The following is a 17,985-nucleotide window of genomic DNA, read 5'->3' on the forward strand; positions in this document are numbered from 1 at the left end:
CACGAACTCGAACTCTCAGACCCGGCGGCGTGAAGCCCCGCGTCAACCGACCAGGAGGGTGACTGTGACCATCACGGCAGAGCAGCCCACGCCGTCCATCACCGAGCCCGAAGGGTTGATCAGCCCTGATCTGTTCCGTCGGCTCGTGGACCGGATCGTCCACGAACAGCACTTGAGCGGCAAGGACGCAGAACGCCTTCTGAGTCAGACGCTGGCCTTCCTCAAGGCGTGCGCACTCAACCCAGGTGCCGGACTGGCCCCGTCGCGGACTGTGGACGTGGGATGGCACACGTTCGTCCTCTACACCCGTGAGTACGCCGAGTTCTGCCACCGCGTGGCGGGACGCTTTATCCACCACACGCCCAACGACAACCACACCTCTGATGGGACGGCCGATGGTGAGGCAGCCTCCATCGGCACCACGGTGGAAGCGATGCGGGCGGCAAGTCTGCCGGTGGACATCGACCTCTGGGCGTCGGCGGGTGACTGCAGTCAGTGTCATCAGGGCTGTCACGACTCCCCGAGGACCGTATGAGCGTGCGTAGGCATGTGTGGGACGACCTTTCTGGCGCGGCGCGGGCGGCTGTTGAGGAACGGTGCGGGACGGTGCTTGAGGTCGAGCCGGCAGAGCGCGGCCTCATGCCAGGAGTGGCGGCGAGGCTGTACACCGATGGCTGGGGCAGCGTTTTCCTCAAGGGCATCCCGGCCGACGACCATGCCGTCAGGCCCTACCTGCGTGAGCGTGCGGCCAATCTTGCGCTTGCGCCGAGCGTCCCGGCTCCGCGGATGCTGTGGTCGGGTGATGCCGGAGGGTGGGTGCTGCTCTTGTTCGAGTTCATTGAGGGTGCTCGGAACGCTGACCTCTCGCCCGACTCGTCGGACCTGCCCGGTGTGCTCGACGCTCTCTCGCAACTTGGCGGGGCTGGCGGCGCTCTTCCGAGCGTCGCCGTGAACCTTGAGATGCTCCAGGAGAGGGCCGCCACGCTAGTGGCTAGAAAGCTCGACGGGCCTCAGTGGGGCATGTACGCCGAGGCGATCGCGGCACTATCCGTGGGATCGCTGGAGGGAGAGACCCTGCTGCACTACGACCTGCATGCGGGGAACCTTCTGAGCGACGGGCGGGAGATCTACGTGATCGACTGGTCGTTCGCCTGTCGTGGGCAGGCGTGGATCGATGCCGCGCTGTTCGTCCCCCGGCTGATCGCGGCGGGGCACACCCCGGCGCAAGCAGAGGCGCTCGTCGCGGTGCACCCCGGGTGGAAGGCTGCTCCGGCCGACGTGGTCACTGGGCTTGGCGCGCTGTGGACGATGTTCCGCGAGTACGGGTCTCTGTACGGCCCGCGAGAGGCGCGCGGTTTTAGGGCCAGGGCTGCGCAGGCGGGCCGCACCTGGGTCGCCTTCCGAGCGCGGTGACGGGTGCACGGCGGGACTCCAGGCGTTCTATCCGTTCGCCGTGCTGGTGATCAAGCTGGCCGTCGTGGTGGGGCTGGTGGACGAGACCGGCCTCGGCGCGACCCACACCGATGCCACGGGCTGGTTCAACCTGGTCATGACCCCGCTGATCTGGGGCGTCCCGGTGCGTTGCTGGTCCGGGCCGCGGCGCAGTATCGGCGCCGGGCGGGCGTGCGGCGTGTGGTCATCTGGCCGAGGGCGGTGGGTGGGGGCGTAGGTGGGTGGGGGTTAGGGCGTGGATGGACGGGGCGCCTAGGAGGGTTAGGGTGCGTTCGATTTCGGTTTTGAAGATTTCTAGGATCTGGGTCACGCCCTCTTCGCCGGCTACGGTTAGGCCGTAGATGTAGGGGCGGCCGATTAGGACGGCGCGGGCGCCTAGGGCTAGGGCCTTGACTACGTCGGTTCCGCGGCGGATGCCGCCGTCCAGGAGGATTTCGGTGTTTCCGGCGGCGGCGACGATATCGGGGAGGACGTCTAGTGTCGCGGGGGAGAAATCTAGTTGGCGGCCGCCGTGGTTCGAGACGACTATGCCGTCCAGGCCGAGAGTGGTGGCCTTTTCGGCGTCTTCGGGGGTCAGGACGCCTTTGAGGTAGAAGCGGCCTTGCCAACTGTCGCGCAGCCAGGCCAGGTCGTCCCAGTTGAGCGTTGACTGGCTCAGGTGGCGTTCTTGGATTTGAACTGAGCGGACGGCGGCGGAGACTCCGGTGCCCTCTACTAGGTTGCGGGCGGGGATGCGGCCGTGGCGGAGGGCTTGGTACGTCCAGGATCGGTGGCGGCACAGGCGTAGTGCCTGGAACGGCGTGAGGACTGGGGGTGGGCCCATGCCGGTGCGGCGTTCGCCCTCGCGGTTTCCGCGGACGGGATAGTCGGCGGTCACCATCATCATCCGGTTGCCGGCGTTCCAGGCGCGTTTCATGAGGGTGGCGGCCGTTTCGCCGGAATGGGGATAGAGCTGGAAGAAATGGCCCTTGGCGGTGGCGGCGGCGACCTCTTCGATCGTCCAGGACGATGCGGTGCTCAGGATGTGGCGGGTGCCTTGGCGTTCGGCCGCGCGGGCGGCGGCGACGTCGCCGCGCCAGTGCGCCAGGCCGGAGAGGCCGACCGGCGCTAGCAATACGGGCAGGTCGAGGTCGATTCCTGCGACGGTGGTCGCCAGGTCTGGGGTCTGGTTTCCCGTGAGGATGCGGGGGCGGAACTCCCAGCGCGCGAAGGCCGCCCGGTTGGCGGCGAGTGTGGCCAGGTCGTCGGCGCCGCCGTCGATGTATTCGCGGACCATTGCGGGCAAACGGCGGCGGGCCGCGCGCTGGTAGTCGTCGACGTTCAGCAGCGGTGAGGGACGCCGGGGGTGAAGGCCGAATCCGAATGCGTGCATTGTTCAGGAGCAGTGGACGTTGATGAGCGCGTGCCGTCCGTCCTCGCGAACCGCCTGGAGCCCGCGTCGTAGGGCCGGGACGAGGTCGGCGCGCTCGGTGACGTGCTCGCCGTAGCCGCCGGACGCCTCCGCGTATTTCTCGAAGGCGGGTACGGGGTCCAGGCGCGCGAATGTGCTGATCTCGTCGGCGGAGGCGGCGGCATGGCCATCGGGATACATGGTCAGTGCGGAGTTCTGGACTGCGGCCCAGCGGTCGTTGGTGGCGATGATGGTCAGGAGCGGCAGGTTGTGGGCCTGCATGGCATGGTGGCACGCGGCCGGGTTGGCGAACATGTAGGAGCCGTCGCCGACCGTCGCGATGACGGTTCGGTCGGGTCTCGCTAGGCGGACGCCCAGCGCCGCCGGGAGTCCCCAGCCGAGACCGCCTGCGGGTGGTGTGCCGAAGAAGCTGCCCGGCTCCAGGTCGGTTAGGAACTCGGGGCGTGCCCAGTACTCGTTGACGATCACACTGTCGGATGGTCTCACCTGGGCCAGCGCCCAGTTCATGAACGTCTTGTCGATCGGGCCTCGTGAGCGGGTGGCGGTGTCGAGTGTCAACTGGCGGCTTTCGCGGTTCCGGCGCGCCGTCTCGGTGAGGCGGGCGCGGCGGTCGGGGTCGATCGCGGTCGTCCGATCGGAGAGGGCGGAGGTCAGGGCGGTCAGCAGGCTTCGGGTGTTCGTGACGATGGACAGGTCGGAGCGGTGGCCGCGGATCGGGTACGCGGTGAAGTGCGGATCGGGGCCGCATTGGACGACGACCGTCTCGTCTCGTGGCTCCGCCGAAACGGGTGTCCAGGGGACGTCGACGTCCAGGAAGCAGAGGACGTCCGCCTCGGTGAGCGCCGGGTTGAGGTCGTAGCCCTGGTGCAGCGGATTCCCGGACGGGACGTTCACATACCGCGGCTTGTATTCGAGTACGCCGATAGAGAAGCGGCGGCACAAGTCGTCCAAGAGCGGTGCCGTACACGGATCGGCGCCCGTTGACGCGGTGACGATCACCGGGTGGCGGGCGCCGGCGAGGTGGTCGGCCAGCCGGTCTACCGCGGTCGGGTCCGGGGATGCGGGGGCCGGGGCGGTGGTGGGGCCGTCGCGGGCGTCGAGGCCGTTCGCCGGCCGGGCCAGTACCTCGCGCGGCAGGGTGAGATACACCGGCCCGGCCGGCTGCGTGTGCGCGACGTCGAGTGCGCGGTCCACGACCGTCTCGATCTGTACTCCGTCCCGCAGCTCGTAATCCCATTTCACGAATTCTCGGAGCATTCCCGCCTGGTCGTACATCTCCTGCGCCCAGTGGATGCCCGCGTCGCGGGCGCCGGGCGCGCCGTCCTCGAAGAGTGGGGTGCGCCCCGCCGTGACCAGAAGCGGGACGCGGCTGCGGGCGGCGGTGAGCACGCCGCACACCGCGTTCGCCGTCCCGACGCTGGTGTGCAGCATCACCGCCTGCGGCCGTCCGTCGCCGAGAAATGCGCCGTGCGCCATCGAGACGGCGAGGTTCTCGTGCGCGCAGACCACGATCTCCGGCAGGTCGAGGCCCGACGCCGGACGCCGCGCGTACGCCTCGACGATCGGGGCGAAGTCCGTTCCGGCGTTCACGAAGAGGCGGTCGATCCCGCGGTTCTTCAGCAGCGCGAGGTATGCCTCGGCGACCGTCTCGGCCGCGAACCGCCTCGTCCGCCCCATCAGCCGGTGCCCGGGCCTTCGGTGAGGTTGAAGAGGCGTGCGGCGTTGAGGCCCAGGATGTTGCGTTTGGCCTTGGCGTCCAGGAACCGCATGCCGAGGATCGAGCTCGGGAGGTCGAAGTCCCAGTGCGGCCAGTCGGACGCGTACAGGAGCTGCGTCTCCGCGTTGATCGCCTTCATCGTCGCTTCGAGGAGGTCGTGGTCGTCGCATTCCATCGGCTGGGACGTGTAGTACATCTCCCGCATGTACTCGCTCGGCAGCCGGGTCAGCAGCGGCGCCTCGGACGTCCGCTTCAGGTACTCGTGGTCGAGGCGCTGCATCATGAACGGCACCCATGCCACGCCGCTCTCCACCCAGATGACCTTCAATCGCGGGAAGCGCTCGGGCAGCCCGTTGATGATCCAGTTGGTCAGGTGCACCATGTTGCAGTGCACGAACGACAGCGCGTGCACCGAGATGAACCTGTTCATGGTCTTCATCCAGTCGTCGTCCCACGTCGGGCCGGCGTGGAACGCGAGCGGCAGGCCCGTCTCCTCGATCTCGGCGTAGAGGCGCATGAACTGGTTGTCGTGGACGGGCGAGTACCGGATGCTCGTGACCAGGAACCCGACGACGCCCGGCCGTCCAGCGAACTCCCGGACGATCCGCAGCGCCATCTCCGGCGACCGCAGCGGCAGGTACGGCATGAACTTGATGCGCGGTTCCTCGGCGCAGAACGCCTCGATCATCCACCGGTTGTAGGCGTAGGCGGCCTGCGCCTCGCCCTCGGCGAGCGGGGACATGCCGAGGCCGAGCAGGCTGGTCGGGAAGATGACCTGGACGTTGATGCCGATGGCGTCCATCGCGCGGCGGGACAGCTCGATGTCGCGGTGCCGGGTGACGCCCTCGACCGCCTCGGCCTGCGGGTCCTGATGCGGGACGCGGCCGAACATCGACTGCGAGCTGACGCCCGAGCCGCCCGGGGCCGGGTACGGGACGTACATCATGGTGCCGCGCGCGTCGAGGGTGGCGAGCGAGTTCGACCTCATCACGGGGTTCTCCATGAATTCGAGGACCTCGCGCCAGTGGGCGTTGGGCTCGCGATGCGAGTCCACGTCGACGACGAAGTAGTCGTCCAGCCCGAACCGCACCGACTGCTGGCGCGCGTGGTCGAGCATCTCGCGGGTGTCGGTGAAGCGGTCGAACTGCGGCGTGAGGGTCTTCACCCGCGGGTCGGTCGTCATCTCTGCTCCTGTCCGTCCTGCCCCTGCCCCTGTCCTTGCTCCTGTCGTCTCGTGGCGTCGACGCGGCTGTTGGAGAACCAGACCCCGAACTCGAACGGGGTGAGCGACTGGGCGTGCAGCAGGGCCGCGGCGGCCGTGCACGCCTCGGTCGGCGTCAGCTTCAGCTCGGCGAGCGCGGCCGGGCCGTACGGGTTCGCCGAGCCGGCGGCGTAGAGGCGGACGGCGAGCGTCATGAGCGCGCCCAGCCGCACCGGGTCGTCGGGACGGTGACCGGCCGCGACCAGGTCGTCCAGGTCCTGGACGAGGCGCTCCAGCGCGGCCGCCGCCCGGCCGTCAGAGTTCGACAACGATCTCACCGCCCTGCTCGAAGACCTGGTAGCCGCGCAGCCGGACCCGCGGGTCCCCGGGATGGGCGCCGGTGCGCAGGTCGTACTCGTAGCCGTGCCAGGGGCAGACGATGTGCACGTCGTCGGAGAACGCCTCCCCGAGGCTGCGCTTCTCGGCGTCGAGCGGCTCCGTCACCCGGTTGATGACCATGCCCTGGCACACCGGGCCGCCCGCGTGGACGCAGTAGTTGCCGTAGGCGTAGAGCGCGCCGTCGATCCGGAAGACGCCGATCTCGGTGCCGTCGACGTCGACGACCAGCCGATCGCCGTCGGCGAGCTCCGCCGAGCGCCCCACCACCACCTGCCCGTGCATCATCTCACCACCTCGGCATCAATATTGTATAGAGCAGCGGCGGGCGTCAATCCCCGAGCGGGTGATTCTATTGAAGATAGGATATGGAGTCCCGAGCGTGCCTTGGTGGCCGGTGGTAGTGAGCCGTCGCGTCCGGCAAAGGTTTCCGGGCCTTTTGTTTGCGCTGACGTTGAGGCTGCCGGGTACCGGCGACGGTGGCGGTCAGACGGCCCAGCCGGCAGAACACACCGAAGGCGAAACGGGGGCAGCGCGATGGGACTCGTGAGCACGCGGGACGGCGAGCAGATCTTCTACAAGGACTGGGGGTCAGGGCGGCCGGTGGTCTTCATCCACGGCTGGCCGCTGAACGCCGACGCCTGGGACGACCAGATGAAGGTGGTCGCCGAGAACGGCTTCCGCGGCATCGCCCACGACCGCCGCGGCCACGGCCGCTCCAGCCAGCCGTTCAACGGCTACGACTTCGACACCTTCGCCGACGACCTCAACGACCTGATCACCGGCCTGGACCTGCGGCACGTCACCCTGGTGGCGCACTCGATGGGCGGCGGCGAACTGGCCCGCTACATCGGGCGGCACGGCACCGGCCGCGTCGACAAGGCGGTGCTGCTGTCGGCGATCCCGCCGCTGTTGATCCAGGGACCCGGCAACCCGGAGGGCGTCCCCGAGCAGGTCTTCGAGGACATCAAGAACGGCATCCTCAAGGAGCGCTCGCAGTACTGGAAGGACGCCGCCGAGGGATTCTTCTCGGCCAACCGCCCCGGCAACAACGTCACCCAGGGCAACAAGGACGCGTTCTGGCTCATGGCCATGCACGAGAACATCCAGGCCGGCGTCAAGTGCGTGGACGCGTTCGCGCGCACCGACTTCCACGACGATCTGCGCCGGTTCGACATCCCCACCCTCGTGGTGCACGGCGACGACGACCAGATCGTCCCGATCGACGCCACCGCCCGCAAGTCCGCCGAGATCATCCCGGACGCCGTCCTCAAGGTGTACGAGGGCAGCTCGCACGGCATCGCGCTGGTCCCCGGCGACAAGGAGCGGTTCAACCAGGATCTGCTGGACTTCCTCAAGAGCTGAAGATGTCCAGGGGGAGGAAGGCGGACACGAGGACGCTCGGGACGTCCACCAGCTGGCTGATCTTGAGGTCGACGGCGACGCTGCAGATGGCGTAGGCCTGCTGCCGCGTCCAGCCGCGTTCCCCCAGGTGGTCGATCATGTTGTGCAGGGCGTTGCGCGCGGCGAGCGTCACGTCCTCCGAGACCACCGTGCCGCCGTCGCGGCTGACCGGCATGCCGGTCGTGGCGTAGAACCGGCGCGGGGCCGCGTACTCCGGGGCCGTCCAGTACTCGGTGCGGGAGAACCGTGGGGAGGTGATGCCCTTCTCGCGCGCCTCGCCCTTGTGGACGGCGAACCGCACTCGCAGCGTCGCCCGCATTTCGATGGCCGTCCCGCACGCCTCGCCGTCGCCCTGCGCGAAATGCGCGTCGCCGGCGCTGAACAGTGCGCCGGGAGCGTCGACCGGGAGGAACAGGCTGGTCCCGGCGGTGAGCTGCTTGATGTCGACGTTCCCGCCCTGCTCCCTCGGCGGGACGGTGCGCAGCCCCGTGGCGGCGATCTCCGGGTCGGACGGCACCGCGCCCGCCGCGGACGGCGGCATCACGACGCCGCCCGCGTCCAGCGCCGCCTGTTCCCGCGCGGTGATCCGGCGGAGAGCGGCGGGGCCCGGCGGCAGGCCGATCGTGCCCATGAACGGGGCGCCGGGGATGCGGACGCCGGGCAGGTCGTCCGAGGTCGCCCAGCCGTCCGCGATGGTCCAGCGCACGAGGTACGGCTCAGGGAAGTCGTCGCGCAGGAACCCGAACCCCGGCGCCTGCGCGGTGAACCCGAACGCGTCCGGCGCCACGTCGAGGATCTCCACCTCCAGGAGGTCGCCGGGCTCGGCGCCGTCCACGAACACCGGGCCGGTCAGCGGGTGCACGATGCCCAGATCGGCCGCGGCGACCGCCTCCGCCGTGCTGGACGGGCCGAACTGCCCGTCGAACGCGTCCCGCGTCTCCATGACGACCTCGTCGCCGGGCTCGCAGCGCACCACCGGCGGGATGCCGGGATGCCAGCGGTTGTGCCCGGTGCCGGGCTCCTCCCGCAGGGTCTTGGCGGGGTCGATCCGGATCTCGTGAACGGCCATTCCGCCACTCTCCTCACCAGGCACGCAGATGATCGGAGCGTTCCGCCTCCCGCCCGCGGCTGTCAACCCGCGGTGGGCAGGGCCTTCTCGCGGTAGAAGGCGGCGATCATGGCCTCCCGGCCGGGCAGGTTGAACTCGCGGCCGAGCGTCCGCATGATCGAGTTCTCGCTCGGACGGTAGATGCCGCGCCGGTGGTAGTAGCCGCCCTCGAAGGTGTCGATCACGCCGCCGTCGGGCGTGGGCTGCCCGAGGAAGCGCGCCCACTTGGTCTGGCTCTGCCGCATCTGTTCGCGCGTGTAGGTCGAGACGTTGAGTTCCCTGGGCTCCGGGCCCCGGTAGACGTCGCCCTGGCCGTCGCTGTACTCGTCCGCGAGGCCGCCGACCGAGTGCCCCATTTCGTGGATGGCGACTTCGCCCGACTGCGCGTTTCCGCCGGACGCGGTGGCGACGGTGCCGCCCGCCCCGCCGTAGGTGGTGGAGTTGCCGAGCGCGAGGACCTGGTCGACGTCCTGGGCCGCGGCCGCGTATTGCCGGGCCTTGGTCTCGTTGACGCAGAGGAGCCGCTGGATTCCAGCGCACCAGAAACCCATGTCGAGCGCGGTGGCGCGCTCGATTCCCTGCGTGGGGTCATTGTCCACGCCGGATTGCTGCGAGACGACGTTGACCTGCCACACGTTGAACTGCTTGCGATGTGAACGGAATGGCTCCTTGGCCATGATCTCATCGAATTTGCCGCGCACATGGCCGCCGTAGGCGCTCAGCTCCGAATCGGTGTAGCCGTCGCCGACGAAGACCAGGTCGAACCGGCTCTCGCTCGGCCCGTTGACCTCGATCGGGATCACCTCGGCCGCCGCGACCCGGGAGCGGGGCGCGGGTTCGGTCTGGACTTCGCGGGTGACGCGGAGTCGCCGAATGGTGCCGTCCGGTGAGAATACCTCTCGCCATTCGGTACGGACCGGTGCGTGCTGAGCGTTGGCGGGTTCCGTGACGAAGACGACGCTCAGCGCGGACGCCGTTACGCTTATGCAGGTCAGGTAGGAGAGCAGAGGTCTGATATGCATGGGGGGAGCCTCCTTTGAGGGTCCCCCGAGTATGGGAGGAAAGGGCGGCCCTTTCCCCATCTCAGTTGCTCATAATCTCCGCCTTATGGATCGCTGAGATCGTGTCCGGCAGAACCGGCGGAACCGGTGCCGCGGCATTCCGCGTCGTCTATATTTCAGGGCCAATGGCGTGGAAGGCGGTGTGACGTGCAGCTCGAGCTCCGCCACCTCCGGACGCTGTGCGCGATCGCGGACGCCGGCAGCCTGAGCCGCGCGGCCGCGGCGGTCGGCGTCTCCCAGCCGGCCCTGACCGGGCGGCTCCACCGGATCGAGTCGGCCCTCGGCGGCCAGGTCTTCCGCCGCGGCCGGCAGGGCGTGAGCCCGACGCCGTTCGGCCTGTTCGTGCTGAGCCGGGCCCGGTCCGTCCTGGTCACCGTGGACGAGCTGCTCACCGGCATCGAGACCGAGTCCGGTGCGGCGGGCGTGCGCATCGGCGGCTACGCCACGCCCGTCCTCACCGGGCTGCTGCACCGGCTGTTCGAGCTGCCCGGCGCCCGGATCACCGTCCACACCGAGTACTCGCCTCGGCTGCTGCTGGACCTGCTGGCGTCCCGGCGGCTGGACGCGGCGACCCTGGTCGACTACCCGGGGCACGAGCTGCCGGCCCGTCCGAGCGTCGGCGTCCGCGTCATCGCGACGGAGCCGATCGCGGTCGCGCTGCCCGCCGGCCACCCGCTCGCCGCCGGCGACGAGGTGCCGCTGGCCCGGCTCGCCGGCGAGGACTGGCTGGTCACGCCCCCGGACGGCGCCGGATGGCCGGAGTACTTCTACACCGCCTGCCAGGAGGCGGGCTTCGCGCCCCGCGTCCGGCACATGATGACCGAGCACGACATGATCCGCGCGCTGGTGGCGGAGGGCCGCGCGGTCGCCCCGTGCCAGGCGACCCTCACGGTCGGCCCGGACGTCGTCGTCCGCCCCCTGACGTGCCCCACCCTGTGGATGCGGCACCTGCTCGCCTGGCGGCTCGGCGGCCCGCTCGCCGACCGCGCCCCCGAGCTGGCCGCACTGGCGGCCGAGGCGCACCGGACGGCCGCCGCGAACGTCCCCGGCCTGGCCGCCCGCCTCCACCCCGACCTGCCAGTGCGCGGCGGGCCTGCCGCCAGGTCCGGCTAGCGCGGGCCAGGGGCCGCCTCGATGGGCTGGTGGGACTGGCCGGCGGGGTTTCCCAGCCACCTTGCGCCGCGCGGGACTTCCTCGCCCTTCATGAGGAAGGAGTCGGCCTCCAGCGTGGCTCCGTCGCCCATCGTCACGTCGTAATGGACGAACGACTCGACGCCGAGCGTGCCGCCGGCGCCGATCCGGGTCCGGCCTGACTTGAAGACGCCCTCTTCGAGGGAATGGCACTGGATGACGCTTCCCGCGTTAAGCGTGCATTCGTCACCGATGGTGACCAGCGTCTTCTCCGGTATGGCGCAACCGTCGTCGAAGACCCGGCGGCCCATGCGGACGCCCAGCAGGCGCCAGACCACGTTCTTGAACGGAGTCCCGCTGAACGGAGCCCGCCCGCCCATTTTCCAAAGGCGCTCATGCCACCAGAAGTAAGGGTCGTAGATCGAGCACAACCGCGGCTTGAGGGAACGGAAACGCAACAGGGCCCGCTCGACCAGAACGCCGTAGCCGGTCGTGAACAGCAGTGTCGCCAGGACGGCGGCGACGATCGCGGCCGTCGCGTTTCCGCGGAGCTGGTCTTCGACGGCGAGCCACACGGCCGTCACCCCGAAGACCCGGAACCATCCGATGAGAAGGAAAAGGCCCATGGTGGAGAGGTTGTAGCGGTTCTTGGCCGACAGCCGGCGGCGGAACTCGTCGCCCTTCTCCAACTCGGCGAACGCGTGGTCGCGTTCCACCGATCGGGGGATCTCGAAGCACGGCGAGCCCAGCAGGCCGGTGTTCTCCCGGACGGGCCCGTCGATCGGCACCGCCACCTTCGTCCCGAGGAGGACGTTGTCGCCGACCGTCGCCCCCGCCGGGAACACGATGTTGTTGCCGAGGAAATTACGCGCCCCGATCCGCACCTCGGACGCCCTGAAGGACGTGCTGGAGAAGTCGGCGTTCGCGACGAACAGCGCGTCCGAGATCATCGTCCCGCTGCCCACGGTGGTCAGGGTGGGGGAGTGGTGCTGCAGTTCCGTGCCGAAATTGCTGCCCGTCTGGACGACCGGCCGCGCGAATCGGTATCCGAGCGCGCGCAGGTACCCGACGATGTAGGAGCTGTCGCCGAACAGGGACATGAAGAACGGCACATTGGTCACGCGCTTGGTCGTCATGAGCGCCCAGTACTGCCGCCCGTGGAGCCGGTACACCTTGCCGGGCCGGACGAGGAGTCCGAGCAGGCGCGGGACGGTGAGCACGAACGCCAGCCCCGCGACGAGACCGCCGAAGAACAGCACGCCCGAGATCGCGGCGGCGTCCCGGTAGAGCGACACGCGCCCGAGCCCCTCCGACTCCACGCGCATGATCTCGGCCAGCATCGGAAACTCGGTGAGCAGGCCGACCAGGACGACGAATCCCAGCGGCATCGTGACCGCGAGCAGCATGAACAGCTGCAGGAAGCCGTAGCGGAACCGCCTCGCGGTGCCGCACTTCATCGGCGGGATCGGCAGGTAGCCGGTGCCGGTCGGACGGGCCGGGCAGCCGTGCCAGCGCTCGCCCGCGGGCACGGCCTGCGCGGCGTGCAGGGACGAGGCGTGCCCGAGCTGGGTGTCGTCGCCCATGGCGGTGTCGATGTCGAGGACCGTGCTCTCGCCGACGAAGACGCGGTCCCCGAGCGTGATCGCGCCCGTCCGGATCACGCCGCCGTCGACGCGGTACCCGGACATCGCGCATCGCTCCCTGATGATCGTCCCGGCGCCGACGGTGAGCAGGTCGGTGCACACGACCGTCCTGGAGAAGATCACGGCGCCGCGGCCGATCCGCGCGCCGAGCAGCCTCAAGTAGAGGTTGTAGAGCGGCGATCCGGCCAGGAGCGTCATCGGGCTCGACCGGATGAGGGTCTTGACCGTCCAGAAGCGGACGTAGCCGAGGCTCCACACGCGGATGCGCCGCGGTTTCCAGCGGCCGATGAGCGCCCATTTCGCCAGGACGGGCAGCGCGCACATGAACGCGAAGAACGCGCACCCGGACGCCGCGCTCCGCAGGTAAAGGTCGGCGAGGCCGGTGGCGCCGGACGTCCAGCCGTATCCGGCGGCGCCGACCGTGGCGCCCGCGTAGACCGTCGCGAGGAACAGCAGCAACTGCAGGGCGCCGCAGACCACGTACTCGCGGGCACGCTTCCGCGCCCCCGGCCGGGTCGCCTCCGGGGATGCCGATCGCCCGGCGGGCGCGGCCGTCTCCGTCTCCGGGTTCGGGGGCGGATGCGCGGGCGCCCGTTCGGCCAGCACCGCCGCCAGGCCCCTGACCTCCGGGTTCTGGTAGACGTCCAGCATCGACACCGGCAGGTCGGTCCGCTCCCGGACGGCGGTGCAGAACCGCGCCATCAGCAGCGAGTCGGCCCCCAGATCGTCGAAGAAATGGCTGTCGGCCGACACGCGTTCCAGCCGCAGCACGCCGGCCAGCGCGTCGGCCAGCTCCCGCTCCGTCGCGGTCTCCGGCGCGAGGTGGCCGTTGGACGCGGCCTGCCTGCGCGGCGCCTTCGGCGGAGGCAGCCGCCCGCGGTCGGCCTTGTCGCTCGGCAGCATCGGGATGGCGTCGAGTTCCTCGAAATACGCCGGAACCATGTAGCCCGGCAGGTGCTGCCGGGCCTGCGCGCGAAGCCGGTCGCGATCCAGTGGCGTGTCGCGGTTCCGTCGCGTGAAGTAGGCGACGAGCTCGGTCACGCCCGGCTCGGGCTCGTGGGTGCCGACGACCACCTGCGCGACCTCGGGCGTCTGCGACAGCACCGACTCGATCTCCGTCAGCTCGATCCGGTACCCCTTGATCTTGACCTGGGTGTCGATGCGGCCGTGGTACTCGATCTCGCCGTAGCCGCTGATCCGGCCCAGGTCGCCGGTGCGGTAGATCCGGCCGGACGGGTTGTCCTCGATGCCGATGAAGTCGCGGACGAACCGACGCGCGGTGAGGTCGTCGCGGTTCACGTAGCCGCGCGCCAGCCCGATGCCCGCGATGCCGATCTCGCCCGGTTCGCCCGGTGGCAGCGCCCTGTCCTCGTCCGGGTCCAGGATGACGACGGAGTAGGTGGGCAGCGGGACGCCGATCGTCACCGCGCGGTCCGGGTCGAGCGGCGTCCACGTCGCGGTGACGGTCGCCTCGGTCGGCCCGTACACGTTGAGGAACCGGCGGCCAGGCCGGTGCCACCGGGCGACGAGGTCCTGCGGGCACGCCTCGCCCGACACCAGCAGGAAGCGCAGGCCCGGAAGGTCCTCGTCCAGCGTCGCCAGGAGCGTCGGGACGCAGCACAGCGCGGTGATCCGCCGCGCCCGCATGAAGTCCAGCAGGTCGGCGCCGACCAGCACCGACCCGCTCGGCTTCGGGACGAGGGTCGCGCCCGAGATCAGCGGCACCCAGATCTCCTCGACGGAGAAGTCGAAGGCGATCGTCATGCCCTGGTACATGCGGTCCACCGGAAGGATCCCGTAGACCTCGACGGCGACGCGGACGAAGTTGCAGATGGCGGCATGCTCGATCGCCACGCCCTTGGGGCGTCCCGTCGAGCCGGACGTGTAGACGATGTAGCACAGGTCGTCCGCCGGGAGGCCCTTCTCGGCGTCGGTGAGGCGGTGGCCGGGTAGCGCGTCGACCAGTGCCGCAGCCTCGTCGACGCACAACACGTCCGCGCCGGCCTGCCGCAAATGCTCGCGCAGATGCGACAGGGACAGGACGGTCCGCACGCCCGCGTCAGCCACGATGTACGACAACCGCTCCGGCGGGTAGCCGGCGTCGAGCGGCACGAACACCGCGTTGACCTTGAGGACGGCGAGCGTCGCCGCGTAGGAGTGCACGGCGTCGTCGAACAGCAGCCCGATCCGGTCGCCGGGACGCACCCCCTCCGCCAGCAGGTGGCGGGCCAGCCGGTTGGCGCGCTCGTCCAATTCGCCGAAGGTCAGGACGAGGTCGCCGGCGTCGACGGCGGGATGGCCGCCCCGGCCCTCGTCCCGGAGCCGGTCGCACCTCTCCTCGAACAGGTGCTCAAAGCGTTCGCCGGCCCGCCAGCGGATGTCCCGCGGATGCCCCGCGGCGACCAGGACGTGATCAGCGGTGATCTCCCGCGCCGTCTCTCCGGGGACGGCGAGCGTCCGGTCACCGGTTTCTGTCGTCATCTTCGCTCCGCCCAGGCAGATTAATTCGCTCGAATCGCATCCGGGGTCGAGTCAGAGCCCGCAAGATGAGATGTCAGGGACCGAAAGATGATCTAACCGAACCATTGAGTAGCTAAAGTCTCTGACCAGAGGCGGCCAGCGAACAGGCTGGCACGAATTTCCATTGACAATGCAATGACACGGTTTTAAACGTTTCATTGACTGTACTGTCACGGCCGCTGCCACGGCGAACGCGTCGAGGCTGGACGCCGGCGATTGCGGAACGCGGCCCCCGCCGAACCCGTAGACCATGAAATCGAAGCGGCGCTTTGAAACGTTCCATTTCAAGCGTGTTCATTCACATTCAAGGCACGGGCGGGCACCTTTCTATTAGGAGTAGTGGCCGCTTGCCGCGGCTTCTCCGCCCGATGACCACGCGATACGTCCGCCGGAATCGCCACGGCGCCCGAAGTTCGTCACACATTGCTCTTTACGACGCCAATGCGCGCGCATATCGTTCAGCGTCATCCTCCCCTCTGGTGCGCACGCGCGCGCCGGAGCCCACCCCCAGGAGGCGACAGGGCGTCTCAGATCCACGTTCCAGTACTGCTCCCGGGCCATCGAGGTGGCAACCCCACCCGGCTCCATGCCTGCTCGCCGGACAGTCCCCCCCGCTCCAGCTCCCCGGAACACAGATCCGATTGGTCAGGTAAACCCCCATGATGAAACGCAAGCGCGTCCTCGGCTCGGCCGCCATCGGCGCCGGCCTCCTCGCGGCCCTGATGGGCCTCCCCAGCGGCGCCGTCGCGCAGTCCGCACCGCCCCCCGCCGCCGTCGCCGTCCAGTCGCCGGACATCCCCGCCGCCAACTCGATGGCCCACGCCCAGCAGTTCCAGACCATCGCCACGTCCAACGGCGGCAACCGCGCGCACGGCAGGCCCGGCTACCGCGCCTCCGCCGACTACGTGAAGGCGAAGCTGGACGCGGCCGGATTCCAGACCACGCTGCAGTCCTTCACCTACCAGGGCGCCACCGGCTGGAACCTGATCGCCGACTGGCCGCAGGGCGACCCCAACCAGGTCGTCTTCCTGGGCGCGCACCTCGACGGCGTGCCCGCCGGCCCCGGCGTCAACGACAACGGCTCCGGCTCCAGCGCCGTCCTGGAGACCGCGCTCGCCGTCGCCCGCGCCAACGCCAAGCCCACCAAGCGGCTCCGGTTCGGCTGGTGGGGCGCCGAGGAGCTCGGCCTGATCGGCTCGAAGTACTACGTCCAGAACCTGCCCGCCTCCGAGCGGACGAAGATCAACGCCTACCTCAACTTCGACATGGTCGGCGCGAAGAACACCACGACCTGGGGCGTCTACACCGACTCCTCGACCCTCAGCGCGGTCTTCACCGAGTACTTCCGCAGCAAGAACCTTCCCACCCGGGGGTTCAACATCGGCGCGCGGTCCGACCACGCCTCGTTCAAGAGCGCCGGCATCCAGGTCAGCGGCATCGCCAGCGGCGACGACCCCTGCTACCACGCCCGCTGCGACGACATCAACAACATCTCGTCGCCGGTAATGGGCCACGCCACCAACGCCGCGGCCTACGCGGCGTGGAAGCTCGCGGGCATCCCCGAGGGCGCCGCGCTTCCCGACTCGCCGTACCGGCCGGTCGGCTGAGGAGAGCGAACCGATGAGAACACGTAACCTCAAGGCCGCGCTCGTCGCGGTCTGCCTGGGCGCGGCCGCCCTGACCGTCGTCGGGACCACCGCGTCCGCCGCCCCCACGACGGTCGCCGCGGCCCCCGCCGAAACGGCGAAACGCTTCCTCGTCACGGGCCCCGCGACGTCCGCGCAGCGGACGCAGGTCGCCCGCACCGGCGCCGCGATCGACCTGGTGCGCCCGGACAAGGCGCTGGAGATCAGCGCGATCCCGGCCGAGGTCGCCGCGATCAAGCGGCTCGGCTTCACCGTCAGCCCGATGGGCGCCTTCCCTAGGCACCCCGCGTCCGCGTCGTCCTACCACACCCACGCGGAGACGATGGCCGAGCTCGACCAGGTCGTCGCCAACTACCCGCAGATCGCGAAGAAGTTCAGCATCGGCCGCTCCTACGAGGGCCGCGACATCGTCGGCGTCAAGATCAGCGACAACGTCGCGGCGGACGAGGACGAGCCCGAGGTCTTCTACCAGGCCAACATCCACGCCCGCGAGCGCATCACCAACGAGCAGGCGCTCTACTTCATCGGCATCCTCACCAAGGAGTACAACTCCACGGCGCGGATCACCAAGCTGGTCAACGAGCGCGAGTTCTGGATCATCCCGATCCTCAACCCCGACGGCCAGATCTACGACATGACCAGCGACACCCAGCCGGGCCGGATGTGGCGCAAGAACCGGCAGGGCGTCGACCTCAACCGCAACTACGACTACAAGTGGGGATGCTGCGGCGGCTCGTCCGGCACCCCGTCCAGCGAGACCTACCGCGGCCCCTCGCCGGCGTCGACGCCGGAGATCCAGGCCGTGCAGAACTTCGTCAAGAGCCGGGTCGTCGGCGGGAAACAGCAGATCAAGATGTTCCTCGACATCCACTCCGTGGCGAACCTCGTGCTGTGGCCGTTCGGCTACACCACCGCCAACACCGTCCCAGGCGCGATGTCGGCCGACGAGGAGGCCGCGCACCGCACCATCGGCGTGGAAGTCGCCAGACTCAACCGCTACACACCGGAACAGTCGAGCGACCTCTACATCACCGACGGCAGCTCCGACGACTGGCTGTGGGGAAACCAGCGCATCTTCTCCTACACATTCGAGCTGGGCGGCGGCAACTTCTACCCCGCGCCCTCCCAGATCGAGTCGCTCACCCAGATCAACCGTGAGCCGCTGATGATCCTCGCCGAGTACGCGGACTGCCCATACCGCTCCATCAACAAGCAGGACCAATACTGCGCCCCGGCGTAGCCACCGGTCGCGGGTAACCCTCGCCTCACCCGGGTTTCTCGGACGCCCGTCCGAG

General features: G+C 69.4%; 15 protein-coding genes. 7 read left to right on the top strand and 8 right to left on the bottom strand.

Annotation, left to right across the window (positions count from 1 at the left end; genetic code table 11):
* Positions 1-64: 64 nt before the first annotated feature.
* Genes ACH35V_RS34155 through ACH35V_RS34165 form a run of 3 tightly spaced genes read left to right on the top strand, consistent with a single transcriptional unit; the run spans position 65 to position 1,669 of the window.
* Positions 65-535, top strand: coding sequence for a glycine-rich domain-containing protein (locus ACH35V_RS34155; protein WP_395978966.1), 471 nt, complete (start codon positions 65-67; stop codon positions 533-535).
* On the top strand, positions 532-1,413 hold the full coding sequence (locus ACH35V_RS34160) for a phosphotransferase family protein (protein ID WP_395978968.1): 882 nt from the start codon (positions 532-534) through the stop codon (positions 1,411-1,413). The genes ACH35V_RS34155 and ACH35V_RS34160 overlap by 4 nt, the downstream gene beginning before the upstream one ends.
* Before the next feature lie 40 nt (positions 1,414-1,453).
* The gene (locus tag ACH35V_RS34165) at positions 1,454-1,669 is read left to right on the top strand and encodes a hypothetical protein (RefSeq protein ID WP_395978970.1); all 216 of its coding nucleotides are present in this window, start codon (positions 1,454-1,456) and stop codon (positions 1,667-1,669) included.
* Here the strand turns inward: ACH35V_RS34165 and ACH35V_RS34170 are convergent.
* From ACH35V_RS34170 to ACH35V_RS34190, 5 genes are read right to left on the bottom strand one after another with little or no spacing between them, the layout of a single operon-like run.
* Positions 1,637-2,824: an alpha-hydroxy acid oxidase gene (locus ACH35V_RS34170; protein WP_395978972.1), complete on the bottom strand. Its 1,188-nt coding sequence runs from the start codon at positions 2,822-2,824 to the stop codon at positions 1,637-1,639. The genes ACH35V_RS34165 and ACH35V_RS34170 overlap by 33 nt on opposite strands.
* A 3-nt stretch (positions 2,825-2,827) precedes the next feature.
* Positions 2,828-4,540 carry a thiamine pyrophosphate-requiring protein gene (locus tag ACH35V_RS34175; RefSeq protein WP_395978974.1) on the bottom strand — a complete coding sequence of 571 codons (1,713 nt, stop codon included), beginning with the start codon at positions 4,538-4,540 and terminating at the stop codon, positions 2,828-2,830.
* A complete protein-coding gene (locus ACH35V_RS34180; protein WP_395978976.1) occupies positions 4,540-5,763 on the bottom strand; it encodes an amidohydrolase family protein in 1,224 nt (407 codons plus the stop codon). Before ACH35V_RS34180 ends, ACH35V_RS34175 begins: the two co-directional genes overlap by 1 nt.
* Entirely contained in the window at positions 5,760-6,110 is a 351-nt protein-coding gene (locus tag ACH35V_RS34185) for a hypothetical protein (protein ID WP_395978978.1), read from the bottom strand. The genes ACH35V_RS34180 and ACH35V_RS34185 overlap by 4 nt, the downstream gene beginning before the upstream one ends.
* Entirely contained in the window at positions 6,097-6,465 is a 369-nt protein-coding gene (locus ACH35V_RS34190) for a Rieske (2Fe-2S) protein (RefSeq protein WP_395978980.1), read from the bottom strand. Before ACH35V_RS34190 ends, ACH35V_RS34185 begins: the two co-directional genes overlap by 14 nt.
* A 249-nt stretch (positions 6,466-6,714) precedes the next feature.
* Here ACH35V_RS34190 and ACH35V_RS34195 point away from each other — a divergent pair, with 249 nt between their 5' ends.
* Positions 6,715-7,542: an alpha/beta fold hydrolase gene (locus ACH35V_RS34195; protein ID WP_395978982.1), complete on the top strand. Its 828-nt coding sequence runs from the start codon at positions 6,715-6,717 to the stop codon at positions 7,540-7,542.
* On the opposite strand, the gene ACH35V_RS34200 is transcribed toward ACH35V_RS34195, so the two are convergent.
* Positions 7,532-8,650 carry an acetamidase/formamidase family protein gene (locus ACH35V_RS34200; RefSeq protein WP_395978984.1) on the bottom strand — a complete coding sequence of 373 codons (1,119 nt, stop codon included), beginning with the start codon at positions 8,648-8,650 and terminating at the stop codon, positions 7,532-7,534. The genes ACH35V_RS34195 and ACH35V_RS34200 overlap by 11 nt on opposite strands.
* 62 nt (positions 8,651-8,712) lie before the next feature.
* The gene (locus tag ACH35V_RS34205; protein WP_395978986.1) at positions 8,713-9,711 is read right to left on the bottom strand and encodes a M64 family metallopeptidase; all 999 of its coding nucleotides are present in this window, start codon (positions 9,709-9,711) and stop codon (positions 8,713-8,715) included.
* Positions 9,712-9,897: 186 nt separating this feature from the next.
* On the opposite strand from ACH35V_RS34205, the gene ACH35V_RS34210 reads away from it, so the two are divergent.
* The gene (locus ACH35V_RS34210; protein ID WP_395978988.1) at positions 9,898-10,863 is read left to right on the top strand and encodes a LysR family transcriptional regulator; all 966 of its coding nucleotides are present in this window, start codon (positions 9,898-9,900) and stop codon (positions 10,861-10,863) included.
* Here ACH35V_RS34210 and ACH35V_RS34215 read toward each other — a convergent pair.
* Positions 10,860-15,005 (bottom strand): Pls/PosA family non-ribosomal peptide synthetase, encoded by a 4,146-nt coding sequence (locus ACH35V_RS34215; protein ID WP_395978990.1) that lies wholly within the window; start codon positions 15,003-15,005, stop codon positions 10,860-10,862. The genes ACH35V_RS34210 and ACH35V_RS34215 overlap by 4 nt on opposite strands.
* A gap of 698 nt (positions 15,006-15,703) precedes the next feature.
* Here ACH35V_RS34215 and ACH35V_RS34220 point away from each other — a divergent pair.
* Positions 15,704-16,651, top strand: a complete 948-nt coding sequence (locus tag ACH35V_RS34220; RefSeq protein ID WP_395978992.1) for a M28 family peptidase — start codon at positions 15,704-15,706, stop codon at positions 16,649-16,651.
* A gap of 13 nt (positions 16,652-16,664) precedes the next feature.
* Entirely contained in the window at positions 16,665-17,930 is a 1,266-nt protein-coding gene (locus tag ACH35V_RS34225; RefSeq protein WP_395978994.1) for a M14 family metallopeptidase, read from the top strand.
* The last annotated feature ends 55 nt before the right edge of the window (positions 17,931-17,985 follow it).

The sequence above is a fragment of the Actinomadura sp. 1N219 genome, from assembly GCF_044326405.1.
Lineage (GTDB): Bacteria > Actinomycetota > Actinomycetes > Streptosporangiales > Streptosporangiaceae > Spirillospora.